The following is a 12,386-nucleotide window of genomic DNA, read 5'->3' as shown; positions in this document are numbered from 1 at the left end:
GGCTCGCTCACGCGAGGTACCCAGCCGTGAAGTTGGTTTCCATTCTTAAACTGTTCCATTTGAGGAACAGATCGTCAAGACGTGTTGTGACACTCGCCGCCAAGCAGCAACGGCCCCTGCCGGGCAGGAGAGATGCGGCACGCCCTGGCGCGCTTGCCGTGTCGCTTTTGCCCTGAGGCTCTCGAGCAGAGGGGGGAAGCAGCCACACCCGTGGAGCGGACGTTAGGCAGGCCCGACCGCATTGACAGAGGCGATCGCGCATATCACATATAGGAATAGTTCTTACATCAGAACTTTGAGGGATGCGGATGAGCGTCGTCGAGCATGGGCCCGAGAGCGAGGCTGCGGATCGCAGTCAGATCCGCGACCTCCTGCAGGACTGGGTCGTCTGGCGGGATGCGGGCGACTGGGAGCGGTTCCGCACGGTGTGGGACCCGGAGGGCCGCATGATGGCGACCTGGACGCAGGGCACCGCCGACGAGTTCATTGCCATGAGCCAGGCGGGCTTCGCCAAGGGCGTCAATATTCTGCATTTTCTCGGCGGTATCTCGATCGATCTCGCCGGGGAGCGCGCGATCTCACAGACGAAGATGACGATCTCGCAACGCGCCCAGGTCGAGGGTGTGCTGGTCGACGTCGTCTGTACCGGCCGATTCTACGATTTTCTGCGCAAACGGCAGGGGCGCTGGGGGATCGTATTGCGTCAACCAATCTACGAGAAGGACCGCATGGACCCGGTGACGCCGGGTGCCGTGCCGGTACTCGATCACGCGCTGCTCGCGAGTTTTCCCGAAGGCTACCGCCACCTCGCCTACCTGCAATCGCGCATCGGCTACACGGTCAAGCGGAGCATGCCGGGATTGGCAGGACCGGAGGTCGCGGCGCTCTACCGCCATGGTGAGGCTTGGCTACGGGGCGAGCCGCTGGCGCTCTGATGGTCCCGCAGCCGAGGGGGCCTTGGAGGCGGGAGGGCCTTGGAGGCGAAGGGGCCTTGGAGGCGAAGGGGCCTTGGAGGCGAAGGGGCCTTGGAGGCGAGGGCGGATCCGGGCGCCCGCACGCGAGGTCCCGCCTCGGGGCGGTCGCTCAAGATTCGCGGAGGAAGGATCCGATGTCCCCGCTGTCGCTCGCGCATTTCACCGTGATCGATGCCGATCCACTCGCACTGATCGATGTCGCGGCCGATGCCGGGTTCGACGGGGTCGGCCTGCGGCTCGTCGCGCCACCCGGAGCGGCGCCCATCGTTCCGGTCGTCGGCGACGCCGCCCTGCAGCGCGCGATCCGGGAGCGGCTGCGGGCGCGCGCCGTGGCGCTCCTGGACGTCGAGGCGATCTGGATCACGCCGGAGACCCGGGTGACGGATCTCGCGCCGGTTCTGGAGGTCGCTGCGGCACTCGGTGCGCGCTCGGTCATCGTCTCGGGCAACGACCCCGACGACTCGCGCCTGGTCGACAATCTCGGGCACCTCTGCGAGGCGGCCGCCCGGTGCGGCCTGCGCGTCATGCTGGAATTCCTGCCCTACACGCAGGTCCGGACGCTCGGCGACGCCCACGCGCTGCTGACCCAGGTGAAGCCGGCCGACGCGGGCATCCTCGTCGACGCACTGCATCTGAGCCGGTCGGGAAGCAGCCCGTCCGATCTCGCCCGCTACGATCCCGGGCTGTTCAGCCTCGTCCATCTCTGCGACGCCCCGGCCACGATCCCGGCGCCCGCGGCGTTGCGGGACGAGGCGCGCGGCGGCCGGCTACTTCCGGGCGAGGGCGGGCTGCCGCTCATGGCCCTCCTCCAAGCCGTGCCGCCGGACGTCGTCACCGCCGTCGAGGCGCCATCGGCCGCCGCGGCCGGCCTGCCTCCCGCCGCGCGCGCGAAGGCGGCCTTCGCGGCCAGCCGGAGCTTGCTGGCACGTCTCGGCCGCTGAGGCACGCGGGGCCTCGACCAAATCCGTCACCGTGTCGTCAGGCCGCGTCCTGCCACAACTCGCTCTGCACCGCCTCGACGGCCCAGAGCAGCGCGGCGGCGATCTTCTTGCGCAGCTTGTCGTCGAAGCGGACGGACGGGACCGCGACGTTGATCGAGGCGATCACCTCGCCGGACCGGGACAGGACCGGGCGCGCGGCGCCGGTGATCCCGGGCGTCCACTCCTCGAACGAGAAGGCGACGCCCTGCCGCCTGATCTCGTGCAGCTGTTCGCGGAGCGCCTGTGCGGAGTGGATGGTGGTGGGGGTCGCCCGGACGAACGCCACCCGGCTCAGGTACTGTTCCTGCAGCTCCGGCGAGAGATAGGCGAGGATGACCTTTCCGCCGGAGGTCGCGTAGAGCGGAGCCACGTCGCCGAGCCGCATGTGCGACACCAGCCGCTGCGGGCCGAGCACCGTCGCCACCACCTCGGCCTTGTCGTCCTTGAGCACGTTCATCGCGCTCGACTCCGAGGTGCGGGCCGTCAGTTCCGTGAGCACCGGTCCGGCGCACTCGACGAGATCGCGCGCCCGACCCGCGCGACGCGCCAGCCTGGTGAAGGCGTCCCCGAGAGAGTACCCCTTCGTGCCCGGCGAGTAGGCGAGCCAGCCGCGCCCGACGAGGTTCTTCAAGAGCTGCGTCAGGCTGCTCTTCGGGATGTCGAGCGCGGCCGCGATGTCCGTATGCGACATCTCCCGGCTGCCGGTGCCAAGCAACTCGAACAAGGTCAGCACGCGGTCGGCGGATTTGACGGTCGCAGGGGTGTGATCGGCATCGCGGCTCATCCGTTCATATATCTGAATTCCAGAAGGACGAGCAACGGCGTGCCGCTGCGGCCGCTCCGGCTCGCCAGGAGGATGGCAGGGCGAACCGCGACGTGCTCTTCCGGCCGCCCGCATCATGTCGATGCAGCCGCAACGCCTGGCCCGACGATCGTGTCGGGCAAGGAGCGACACTCTGGCTCGGCATGTATCGACGAGATCACGAGCCTGCGGGGCGACCGGGCCTTCCGGTCGCCGGCCGGAAGCAGAGCCCGATCGCGCTGGCACACGGGACACGACACGGTGGCTCAGGCGTGTCGCACGGGCTGCTGGGCTTCGTAAGCATCTCCCTTTCCCGGACGACTGCAACGAAGTGGAAGGAGATCCGGGAAAGGGTGGGCCCACGACGAACGTCCACTGACAAGTTCGGCCTTTGCCGGCTGTCGTGTACCGTGGTGCCGGCACCGGGCGCGGCTCTGGATCTTTGATTGTGCTAATTCTTGTTCGACGAACCGGTATCCGCTCCGTCGGAGCATGCTCCAGGCGCCGGCCTCGTCCATCGGCGGCACGCCTATGGTCGCAAAGCTCGATCGTGGTCAGCGCCCGACCCGCATCCACCGCCCCATGGGCTACGGAGCCCCGGCGGCGGGCTGCCGCGTCGCCCCGGTCCAGCGGTCGGTGAAGTCGTTCGCCTCGAAATCGGCGGCCACGAAGGCGATGAAGGATCGGACCTTGGCCGAGAGGTGTTTGCGGGTCGGGTAGGCGAAGTTGATGCGAAGCCGCGGCAGGTCCCAGTCGTCGAGCACCGGCACGAGGCGCCCTGCCGCAACGTCGTCGTGAACGATGTAGGTCGGCTGGACGAGGATGCCGTGGCCGTTCAGGGCCGCCGCTCGCAGGATCTGGCCGTCGTTCGATTCGAGCAGGCCGTGGGCCGGCACGCGCACCGTCTCGCCAGCGCGGGTGAAGCTGAGCTCGTTCGGGTTGTTGGCGTAGACGTAGAGCAGCAGGGCGTGGCGCGCGATGTCGTGGGGATGGACCGGCGCGCCCGCCCTCGCGAGGTAGGACGGGGCGGCCGTGAGGATGCGGCGGGTTTCGGCGAGGCGCCGGATGGTGATGGCGCGGTCGGGCTCGAACTCGCGGGTGCGGATGGCGACGTCGATCCCGGCATCGATCAGGTCGACGTAGCGGTTCGAGACTTCGACGTGGACGCGCACGTTCGGGTAGAGGGCGTGGTAGGCCGGCAGGCGCGGCGCGATGTGCAGAAGCGCGAAGGAGAGCGAGGCGCTGACCCGGAGCAGGCCGCTCGGATCGAGCGCCGCGCCCGTGAGTTCGGCCTCGCTGTCGGCGACGTCCGCCAGGATGCTGCGGGCGCGCACCAGGAGCTTGCCGCCCTCGTCGGTGAGCGAGAGGGTGCGGGTGCTGCGCCGCACCAGCAGCACGCCCAGGCGCTCCTCCAGGGCCGCGAGCGTGCGGCTCGCCGCGGCGATCGACAGGCCGCGGGCCTGCGCCGCCCCGCTGATGCTGCCGGTCTCGGCGATCGCCACGAACAGGTCGAGCTGGCCGAGGCGGTCCATTTTCTCAGATCCTGCAAAACTGATTCACGCGCAGACCATCTTATGCCCTGACAACGGAAAACTTAAAAACCCGGAAACGGGGCGGCCGGAGCCGGCCGCGGAGCGGGATCGAGCCGGATGATCAAGCACATCGTGATGTGGCGGGTTGCCGGGTCCTCGCCGGCCGAGAAGGCGGGCAATGCGGAGCGGGTGCGGGCCGCCTTCGAGGGGTTGCGCGGCCGGATCCCCGGGCTCCTCCACCTCGAGGTCGGTCTCGACGAGAGCCGGATCGACTACGCCTGCGACGTGGTCCTCTACACCGAGTTCGACAGCCCCGCAGCCCTCGACGTCTACCGCGACCACCCGGAGCACGGCCGCGTGCGGGCGGAGCTGGAAGGCCTGCGGATCAGCCGGCACCAGGTCGACTACGCGGTGGGAGCCTGACGATGGACGCGTTCCGCTTTCCCGGCCTGCCGACCCGCGTGGTGTTCGGCCACGGCACCCTCGCGGAGGTGCCGCGCGAGATGGAGGCCCTCGGGCGCCGGCGCGCCGTCGTGCTCTCGACGCCTCAGCAGCGGGGACAGGCCGAGGCGCTCGCCGGCCTGCTGGGGGATCGCGCCGTCGGGGTGATCGCGGAGGCGGTGATGCACACGCCCGTGGCGGTGACCGAGGCCGCGGTGGCGCGGGTGCGGGCGCTCGACGCGGATTGCGTGATCGCGGTCGGGGGCGGCTCGACGACGGGGCTCGGCAAGGCGATCGCGCTGCGCACCGACCTCGACCAGATCGTGGTGCCGACGACCTATGCGGGCTCGGAGATGACGCCGATCCTCGGCGAGACCCGCGACGGGGCCAAGACGACGCAGAAATCCCAAAAAATCCTGCCGGAGGTGGTGGTCTACGACGTCGACCTGACGCTCGGCCTGCCCGCGGGCCTCACGGCGACCTCGGGCCTGAACGCCATCGCGCACGCGGTCGAGGCGCTCTACGCGCAGGACCGCAACCCGATCGTCTCGCTGATGGCCGAGGAGGCGATCCGGGCGCTCGCCCGGGCCCTCCCGGTCATCGCGGCCGCGCCGCAGGACCGGGCGGCGCGGGCGGACGCGCTCTACGGGGCGTGGCTCGCCGGGGCCTGCCTCGGCACGGTGGGCATGGCGCTGCATCACAAGCTCTGCCACGTGCTCGGTGGCTCGTTCGATCTGCCCCATGCCGAGACCCACACGGTCGTGCTGCCCCACGCCGCCGCCTACAACGCCCCGGCCGCGCCCGAGGCCATGGCCCGGGTCGCCCGTGCGCTCGGGGCAGCGGATGGGCCCCAAGGCCTCTACGACCTCGCCGCCTCGCTCGGCGCGCCGACGGCCCTGAAGGCGATCGGCATGCCGGAGGCGGGGCTCGACCGGGCCGCCGAGGCGGCGGTGGCGAACCCCTACTGGAACCCGCGGCCGCTGGAGCGCGGCGCGATCCGCCGACTGCTCGACGACGCGTTCCACGGGCGGCGCCCGGACGCCGCGGTGTAAGATCATGGGCGGGCGCGGGACAGCGCCCGAGAGGGAACGCCCAGGACGGGAGAGGCGCCGATGCGCGACTTCAACGAGCACACCATCACGCAGGCCGTGGTCGACCGCTTCGCCGAGACGCCGGATCCGCGCCTGAAGGCGGTCCTGACGAGCCTCGTGCGCCACCTGCACGACTTCGTGCGCGACGTCGACCTGACCTTCGAGGAGTGGCAGGCCGGCATCGCCTTCCTGACCCGCACCGGCCAGATGTGCGACCAGCACCGGCAGGAATTCATCCTCCTGTCCGATACGCTCGGCGTCTCGATGCTGGTCGACGCCATCAACCATCGCATGCCGGAGGGCGCGACCGAGACCACGGTGCTCGGCCCCTTCTACGTCGAGGAGGCGCCCGAGCGGCCGAACGGCGCGGACATTTCCGGCCCGCTCGAAGGCACGCCGCTCCTCGTTACCGGCTCGGTGTCCTCCGCGGACGGACGGCCGCTCGCGGGGGCCACTGTCGACGTCTGGCACGCCGATGACGACGGTGCCTACGACGTGCAGCAGCTCGATGCGCTGGGCGGGCTCGCCGGCCGGGCGCAGTTCCGCACCGACGCTGAGGGCCGCTTCCACTTCTGGACCGTCATGCCGGCCTGGTACCCGATCCCCGCCGACGGGCCGGTCGGCGAGATGCTCAAGGCCACGGCCCGTCACCCGAACCGGCCGGCGCACGTGCACTTCATGATCGCGGCGCCTGGCCACGAGACCCTGATCACCCACGTCTTCGCCGCCGACAGCCCGTGGCTCGATTCGGACGCGGTGTTCGGGGTGAAGACCTCGCTGATCGCGGCATTCGCCGAGCATCCGGCGGGACCGGCGCCGGACGGACGCGCGATGGAGCGGCCTTTCCGCCACCTCGCCTACGATTTCGGACTGAAGGCCGACTGATCCGGCAGCCTTCGGCCCGCAGGGGCCCGCACCCGGACGAAGACCCCGATGAACGGGGCCGTCGCATGATTCATCAGGGAGGTCACCACCATGAGCGAGGCAACGACCGGCGCCGTCGGCGCCGTCCCGGCCGAGGGCCGGGGAAGCTGGATCTCGGAACTCGGACCGAAGGAGAAGCGGACGCTCGGCGCCTGCGTCGGCGGCTGGGCGCTCGATGCCATGGACGTCCAGCTCTACAGCTTCGTGATCCCGACGCTGATCGCCACCTGGGGCGTGACGCGGGCCGAGGCCGGGGCGCTCGGCACCGCGGCGCTCCTCACCTCCGCCATCGGCGGCTGGCTCGCGGGCTTCCTCGCCGACCGCTGGGGGCGGGTGCGCACGCTGCAGATCGCGATCCTGTGGTTTGCCGGCTTCACCTTCCTGTCGGGCCTCGCGCAGAGCTTCGAGCAGCTCTTCGCCGCCCGCGCCCTGATGGGCCTCGGCTTCGGCGGCGAGTGGGCGGCGGGCGCGGTGCTGCTTGGCGAGACCATCCGGCCCGAGCACCGCGGCAAGGCGCTCGGCACCATGCAGTCGGGCTGGGCCATCGGCTGGGGCGCGGCGGCCCTGCTCTACACCCTGTTCTTCTCGCTCCTGCCGCCCGAGACGGCGTGGCGCGCCCTGTTCTTCGTCGGCATCGCGCCGGCCTTCCTGGTGTTCTTCCTGCGCCGCTACATCGAGGAGCCGGAAGTCTACCGGGAGTCGCAGGCGAGGATCGCCGAGACCGGCGACAAGCCGTCCTTCTTCGAGATCTTCCAGCCGCCGCTCCTGCGCATCACCTTCCTCGGCGCGCTGATGAGCACGGGGGCGCAGGGCGGCTACTTCGCGGTGACGACGTGGCTGCCCACTTTCCTGCGCACCGAGCGCGGCCTCTCGGTGATGAATTCCGGCGGCTACCTCGCGGTCCTGATCGTCGGATCGTTCTTCGGCTACCTCGCGGGGGCCTACCTCGCCGACCGGATCGGACGGCGCGCCACCTTCCTGGTCTTCGCGGTCGGAGCGGGCGTGGTGGTGACGACCTACACGATGGTGCCCTTCGGCGACGCCGCCATGCTGGTGCTCGGCTTCCCCCTCGGCTTCTTCGCGTCCGGCGTGTTCAGCGCCATGGGGGCCTTCTTCACCGAGCAGTTCCCGACCCGCGTGCGCGGCGTCGGCCAGGGCTTCGCCTACAATTTCGGCCGGGCGATCGGGGCGGTGTTCCCGACGCTGGTCGGCGTGATGTCGGCCACGATGCCGCTCGGCCAGGCGATCGGGCTGTTCGCGGCCGCCGCCTACGCCACCATGGCGGTCGCGGCGTTCCTCCTGCCCGAGACCAAGGGCAAGGCCCTGACGGCCTGAACAAGCAGGCTTGCGTCGGATAGCCGACGCAAGCCTGCTTATCTTTGCCTGGCCGCAGATTTTTCTCGCAGAACCGGCAACCACCTTTGCGAAATCTGCTTGGGAGACACGCAGATGCAGACCGGCTGGATCGGCCTCGGCAAACTCGGCGCGCCCATGGCGCGTCACTTGGCGCGCCACCTCGTGGCGGAGGGGCATTCCCTTCTGGCCCTCGACCGCGATCCCGGCCGGCTCGCCGCCGTGCCGGGGGCCGAGGCCGCCGGCCTCGACCGCGTCGCGGCCTGCCGCGTCGCGGCCTGCCGCGTCGTGATCACGAGCCTGCCCGACGACGCGAGCCTGGGCGCCGTCGCCCTCGGGACGGAGGGCCTTCTCGCCCGGATGACGCGGGACGGCGTGCTCGTCGAGACCAGCACCGTCTCGCCGCAGACGAGCGCCGCGTTGCGCGAGGCGGCCGACGCGCGGGGCGTGCTCTATCTCGCCGCTCCGGTCTCGGGCTCGACCGCCACCGCGGAGGCCGCCGCCCTCACCCTGTTCTGCTCGGGACCGGAGGCGGCCCTGGAGCGCGCGCGGCCGCTACTGTCGACCTTCGCCCGCGCCATCCACGCGGTCGGGGAGGCTGAGGAGGCGCGCTTCCTCAAGCTCGCGATCAACCACTTCGTGGGCTCGACCGCGCAGATCGCCGCCGAGGCGCTGACGCTCGCCCGCAAGGGCGGGGTTGCCTGGGAGACGATCCTGGCGGTGCTGGGATCCTCCGTCGCCGCCTCGCCGCTCGTCGCCTACAAGCTCGACCCGTTGCGGCGGCGCGACTTCGCCCCCGCCTTCTCGATCGCCCAGATGCTCAAGGACATGAGCCTCGCGGTCGCGGCGGGCGAGGCGGCCGGCGTCGCGATGCCGGTGGCGGCCCTGGTGCGCGACCTCTACGCCGAGCAGGACGGGACCGACCTGCGCGACCTCGACTTCTTCGCCGCCCTGCTCGCCGCCGAGCGCCGCGCCGGCCTCGGCGAGCCCGCATGACCGAGAGACGCCCCATGCCCCACTACGCCATCCATGCCCTCGACCACGCGGGCGCGCTCGAGCGGCGGCTCGCCCACTACGAAGCGCACAAGGCCTATCTCGGCGGGCCGCTCCCGGTGCGGATCGTGGTGTCGGGCCCGCTGCTCGCCGAGGACGGCGAGACCATGATCGGCAGCCTGTTCATCGTCGAGGCGCCCGACCGGGCCGCGGTGGAAGCCTTCCACGCTGCCGACCCGTTCAAGGCGGCCGGGATCTGGGCCCGGGTGGAGATCACGGGGTTCCGGATGCGCCAGGTCGCCTTGCCGCACAGCTAGGGACGCGGCCCCGCGCCCGTTCGGAGACGGCGCGGGACGGGTGCCGGCAGAGAAGGCCTCAGACGACCGCGACAACCCGAGCGGCGCCGACCGAAGGGCCTGATTGTCACCGAGGATATGCAAAGATGTCTCTGATTCTCCATACGGTCGTCTGCAGCACGCGCCCGGGTCGGGTCGGCCTGCCCGTCGCACGATGGTTCGACGAAATCGCGAAGCAGAACGGCCAATTCGATGCCAGGCTCGTGGATCTGGCCGAGTTCAACCTGCCGATCTACGACGAACCGAAGCACCCCGTTCTTCAGCAGTACGAGCACGAGCATACGAGGCGCTGGAGCGCGAGCGTCAGTGCGGCGGACGCGTTCGTCCTTGTCATGCCGGAATACAATTTCGGCCCACCACCTGCGCTTCTGAATGCACTGAACTACGTTTACAAGGAGTGGAATTACAAGCCCGCCGCTTTCGTCAGCTATGGCGGGGTCTCGGGCGGATTGCGCGCGGTTCAGCTCGCCAAGCAAACTCTGACGACGCTCAAGATGGTGCCCATCGTCGAGGCGGTCACGATCCAGATGGTGGCCCAGCACGTGAAGGCCGAGCAGTTCTCGCCGTCCGAGATCCACCAGACCTCCGCGACGACCATGCTGAGCGAGCTTCACCGCTGGGCCCAAGCGCTCAAGCCGCTGCGCCAGCCGGCGGCTACGTCCTGACGCCGGCTGGAACGCATGCTCTCGAAGCGGCGAGCGATCCGGAGCAAGCGGCCCATATCCTCGGTCGCGCCATGATGGATGGAGCGCCGAGCGGCTTCGTCCGAATCAACGCGTCACCGGCGCTGTCGAGCGGCTTTCTCACCTTGCGTCTCGCGAAGTTGGCCTCGTGTCATCCGAAGCTCGATATCGAGTCGGCAGCCAACCACCGCTCGATCAGCTTGCAGCGGCATGAGGCGGATATCGCCATCCGCTTCGGGAAGCCTGAGAATGGCGATGTGCTCGCGCAACCGCTCGTGATCGTGGGGACGGATTCTATGGAACAGATGAGGCCTGTCGATTGGTGCAGGCGGAGCGGATCCGGTCTTCATCGGTTTTGACCAAGCAGATGCGCATCTGCCCGAAGCAACCTGGATGACGAGACGATTCGCGCGCGGGCGCTGGCCTGTCGGGTGGCTGACCAGTTCGCGCACTCAATTGCCGCGAGATAAGGCGCCGGACTTGCGCTTCTGCCACAGTTCATCGGCCGCAGCGACTCGCTCATGAAGATCAGTGATCTTAGATCGATACCCCCGAGCAAAGACATCTTTCTACTGACCCGCGGGCGAGACAGAAAGGATCGGTCGATCCGCGATGTCGCCGATGAGATCGTCAGAATGTTCGAGCAGGCGCGCAAGATTTTTGTGCGAATGACAACCGATGATTTGGATCGTTTCGGCACTGACAAATTAACGTGCGAGCAAATACTCCTGCGTGCAGATATCACAAAAAATCCTGACCGGAGGCCATGTCTCTAATCTATGATCGATTCCATCAAAAATCCGAAAAGATCTCCGAAGCATGGTGAGCCATGGCTTTGATGCAGTCGTGCCGACCCGGTTCGCAGGCTGCATGGCGGAGCCGCCGGGTCGGTCCATGCGACAGGCGCTGGCTTACACCAGATACCGGCACCTACATCCTGTCGTCCCTCATGGTTGAGCTGATCGTGCCTGCTCGTCAGCCGGCGGTTTCACGTCATAGGAGATGCGGCCGGCAGGCAGGAAGAACAGGGCGATGAGCGCGCCGCCCTTGACCTCCGGATAGTGGTGGCTGCCTGGGCCAGGTGCTGTCCAGCCCGCGTGGCACCAGCCGCTCGGTCCGGCAAGCACGGCCTTCTCATCGAGCGGCACGACCATGTTCAGCTCGCCGTAGGGGTGGCCGTGATAGTCGCCGCGAAAGCTCGCATCCGCGTCGCCCGGCCCGTCGTCGTGGTCGTCGATCACCATCCGGCCGTCCTGGCTGTCCATGTAGACGGCGGTGATGCTGAAGTTCAGCGTCCGCTCCGTTGGCTCGCACAACCGGCTGCGGCGGTAGCGCTGACCGCCCACCTCCACGTTGGCCGCCCAGCCCTCCTCGACACCCTGCTTGATGAGCCGCGACAGGTCTTCGTAGAGAGCGCTGCCCGGACCGTAGGTCTCGTTGAGCCAACGCTCGACCTCGGGCCCCGCGGTCATGTTCTTGACCTCGTCGAGGAAGGGGATGCTCCGCTCGATCAGCTGCTCGCGCCCGTCCATCTCACTCTCCTGTGTCACGCGCCGGTGGCGCCTCGAAACCGTGAAAGCTCGCGAACGCCTCGACCGGCGCGCGCTCCATGACGCCGCGCCTCGCCGCCAGGGCGGCATCGCGGACACCGAGGGCCATGCCGCACACGACGACATCCTCGGGTGCGATCGGGAGGTGGCGGCGCAGCACGCGGTGGTACTTCGCCAGCGTCTCCTGCGGGCAGGTGTCGAGGCCGCGCACCTTGGCCGCCAGCATCACGTTCTGCAGGAACATGCCGAGATCGAGCCAGCTGCCCTTCTCCAGGCGCCGGTCGATCGTTACGATCAGGCCGACCGGTGCGCCGAAGAATTGATAGTTCTTGGCGGTCTGCGCGGCCCGTCCAGCCGCGTCGTCCTGAGCGATGCCGAGCGCGCCGTAGAACACCCGGCCGAATTCCTGCTTGCGGCCCTGGTACAGGTCGGGAAGATCCGGCGCGTAGTAGGTGTACTCGGAGGCATGCTGCGCCGCCTCCCTGGCGTGCGTCGCGCTGATGTCGCGGCAGATGTCAGCCTTCGCCTGTCCAGCCAGCACGTGGATCTGCCACGGCTGGATGTTGGCGCCGCTCGGCGCATAGCTCGCAGCCTCAAGGATGTCGTGCACGGTGTCGTAGGGAACAGGCTGGTCGGTGAAGAAGCGGTTGGCGTAGCGTCCCTTCATCACGCTGTCGAACGCCTGGACGAGATCGGGAGGCGTCATG

14 protein-coding genes are annotated in these 12,386 nt (G+C 69.1%); 10 read left to right on the top strand and 4 right to left on the bottom strand.

Annotated elements, in window-relative coordinates; translation table 11 throughout:
• The first annotated feature begins 308 nt into the window (after window positions 1–308).
• Window positions 309–935: a nuclear transport factor 2 family protein gene (locus tag VQ02_RS20475; RefSeq protein WP_048446086.1), complete on the top strand. Its 627-nt coding sequence runs from the start codon at window positions 309–311 to the stop codon at window positions 933–935.
• A gap of 173 nt (window positions 936–1,108) precedes the next feature.
• Window positions 1,109–1,915 carry a sugar phosphate isomerase/epimerase family protein gene (locus VQ02_RS20470; protein ID WP_048446061.1) on the top strand — a complete coding sequence of 269 codons (807 nt, stop codon included), beginning with the start codon at window positions 1,109–1,111 and terminating at the stop codon, window positions 1,913–1,915.
• Between the two features lie 37 nt (window positions 1,916–1,952).
• Here VQ02_RS20470 and VQ02_RS20465 read toward each other — a convergent pair whose 3' ends face one another.
• Both VQ02_RS20465 and VQ02_RS20460 read right to left on the bottom strand, forming a co-directional pair.
• Window positions 1,953–2,738 (bottom strand): IclR family transcriptional regulator, encoded by a 786-nt coding sequence (locus VQ02_RS20465; RefSeq protein ID WP_048446060.1) that lies wholly within the window; start codon window positions 2,736–2,738, stop codon window positions 1,953–1,955.
• Between the two features lie 605 nt (window positions 2,739–3,343).
• Window positions 3,344–4,288 carry a LysR family transcriptional regulator gene (locus VQ02_RS20460; RefSeq protein WP_048446059.1) on the bottom strand — a complete coding sequence of 315 codons (945 nt, stop codon included), beginning with the start codon at window positions 4,286–4,288 and terminating at the stop codon, window positions 3,344–3,346.
• 117 nt (window positions 4,289–4,405) lie between these two features.
• Here VQ02_RS20460 and VQ02_RS20455 point away from each other — a divergent pair, with 117 nt between their 5' ends.
• The 8 genes from VQ02_RS20455 (at window position 4,406) to VQ02_RS34835 (ending at window position 10,488) form a co-directional block, all read left to right on the top strand.
• Window positions 4,406–4,711 carry a Dabb family protein gene (locus VQ02_RS20455; RefSeq protein WP_048446058.1) on the top strand — a complete coding sequence of 102 codons (306 nt, stop codon included), beginning with the start codon at window positions 4,406–4,408 and terminating at the stop codon, window positions 4,709–4,711.
• 2 nt (window positions 4,712–4,713) lie between these two features.
• A complete protein-coding gene (locus VQ02_RS20450; RefSeq protein WP_048446057.1) occupies window positions 4,714–5,781 on the top strand; it encodes a maleylacetate reductase in 1,068 nt (355 codons plus the stop codon).
• Window positions 5,782–5,841: 60 nt separating this feature from the next.
• Complete coding sequence (locus tag VQ02_RS20445) at window positions 5,842–6,705, top strand: intradiol ring-cleavage dioxygenase (protein WP_048446056.1); 864 nt, start codon at window positions 5,842–5,844, stop codon at window positions 6,703–6,705.
• A gap of 90 nt (window positions 6,706–6,795) precedes the next feature.
• Window positions 6,796–8,079, top strand: a complete 1,284-nt coding sequence (locus VQ02_RS20440; protein WP_048446055.1) for an MFS transporter — start codon at window positions 6,796–6,798, stop codon at window positions 8,077–8,079.
• 114 nt (window positions 8,080–8,193) lie between these two features.
• A complete protein-coding gene (locus VQ02_RS20435; protein WP_048446054.1) occupies window positions 8,194–9,093 on the top strand; it encodes an NAD(P)-dependent oxidoreductase in 900 nt (299 codons plus the stop codon).
• A 14-nt stretch (window positions 9,094–9,107) separates the two neighbouring features.
• Window positions 9,108–9,407: a YciI family protein gene (locus tag VQ02_RS20430; RefSeq protein ID WP_048446053.1), complete on the top strand. Its 300-nt coding sequence runs from the start codon at window positions 9,108–9,110 to the stop codon at window positions 9,405–9,407.
• A 125-nt stretch (window positions 9,408–9,532) separates the two neighbouring features.
• Window positions 9,533–10,111, top strand: a complete 579-nt coding sequence (locus VQ02_RS20425; RefSeq protein WP_048446052.1) for an NADPH-dependent FMN reductase — start codon at window positions 9,533–9,535, stop codon at window positions 10,109–10,111.
• Window positions 10,112–10,182: 71 nt separating this feature from the next.
• Window positions 10,183–10,488: a LysR substrate-binding domain-containing protein gene (locus VQ02_RS34835; RefSeq protein ID WP_053080471.1), complete on the top strand. Its 306-nt coding sequence runs from the start codon at window positions 10,183–10,185 to the stop codon at window positions 10,486–10,488.
• 588 nt (window positions 10,489–11,076) lie between these two features.
• On the opposite strand, the gene VQ02_RS20415 is transcribed toward VQ02_RS34835, so the two are convergent.
• Window positions 11,077–11,661, bottom strand: a complete 585-nt coding sequence (locus VQ02_RS20415) for a DUF4863 family protein (RefSeq protein WP_083469335.1) — start codon at window positions 11,659–11,661, stop codon at window positions 11,077–11,079.
• A 1-nt stretch (window position 11,662) separates the two neighbouring features.
• Entirely contained in the window at window positions 11,663–12,385 is a 723-nt protein-coding gene (locus VQ02_RS20410) for a nitroreductase (protein WP_048446050.1), read from the bottom strand.
• Between the last annotated feature and the right edge of the window lies 1 nt (window position 12,386).

The sequence above is a fragment of the Methylobacterium variabile genome, assembly GCF_001043975.1.
Taxonomy (GTDB): Bacteria; Pseudomonadota; Alphaproteobacteria; order Rhizobiales; family Beijerinckiaceae; genus Methylobacterium; species Methylobacterium variabile.
Note: the sequence above shows the minus strand (reverse complement) of the source record. Positions and strands in the feature narration are given on the sequence as shown.

Bases quoted from the DNA above. Each gene is read 5' to 3' on its own strand.
- VQ02_RS20475 (WP_048446086.1), top strand. From the start codon at position 309: ATGAGCGTCGTCGAGCATGGGCCCGAGAGCGAGGCTGCGGATCGCAGT.
- VQ02_RS20470 (WP_048446061.1), top strand. From the start codon at position 1,109: ATGTCCCCGCTGTCGCTCGCGCATTTCACCGTGATCGATGCCGATCCA.
- VQ02_RS20465 (WP_048446060.1), bottom strand. From the start codon at position 2,738: ATGAGCCGCGATGCCGATCACACCCCTGCGACCGTCAAATCCGCCGAC.
- VQ02_RS20460 (WP_048446059.1), bottom strand. From the start codon at position 4,288: ATGGACCGCCTCGGCCAGCTCGACCTGTTCGTGGCGATCGCCGAGACC.
- VQ02_RS20455 (WP_048446058.1), top strand. From the start codon at position 4,406: ATGATCAAGCACATCGTGATGTGGCGGGTTGCCGGGTCCTCGCCGGCC.
- VQ02_RS20450 (WP_048446057.1), top strand. From the start codon at position 4,714: ATGGACGCGTTCCGCTTTCCCGGCCTGCCGACCCGCGTGGTGTTCGGC.
- VQ02_RS20445 (WP_048446056.1), top strand. From the start codon at position 5,842: ATGCGCGACTTCAACGAGCACACCATCACGCAGGCCGTGGTCGACCGC.
- VQ02_RS20440 (WP_048446055.1), top strand. From the start codon at position 6,796: ATGAGCGAGGCAACGACCGGCGCCGTCGGCGCCGTCCCGGCCGAGGGC.
- VQ02_RS20435 (WP_048446054.1), top strand. From the start codon at position 8,194: ATGCAGACCGGCTGGATCGGCCTCGGCAAACTCGGCGCGCCCATGGCG.
- VQ02_RS20430 (WP_048446053.1), top strand. From the start codon at position 9,108: ATGCCCCACTACGCCATCCATGCCCTCGACCACGCGGGCGCGCTCGAG.
- VQ02_RS20425 (WP_048446052.1), top strand. From the start codon at position 9,533: ATGTCTCTGATTCTCCATACGGTCGTCTGCAGCACGCGCCCGGGTCGG.
- VQ02_RS34835 (WP_053080471.1), top strand. From the start codon at position 10,183: ATGATGGATGGAGCGCCGAGCGGCTTCGTCCGAATCAACGCGTCACCG.
- VQ02_RS20415 (WP_083469335.1), bottom strand. From the start codon at position 11,661: ATGGACGGGCGCGAGCAGCTGATCGAGCGGAGCATCCCCTTCCTCGAC.
- VQ02_RS20410 (WP_048446050.1), bottom strand. From the start codon at position 12,385: ATGACGCCTCCCGATCTCGTCCAGGCGTTCGACAGCGTGATGAAGGGA.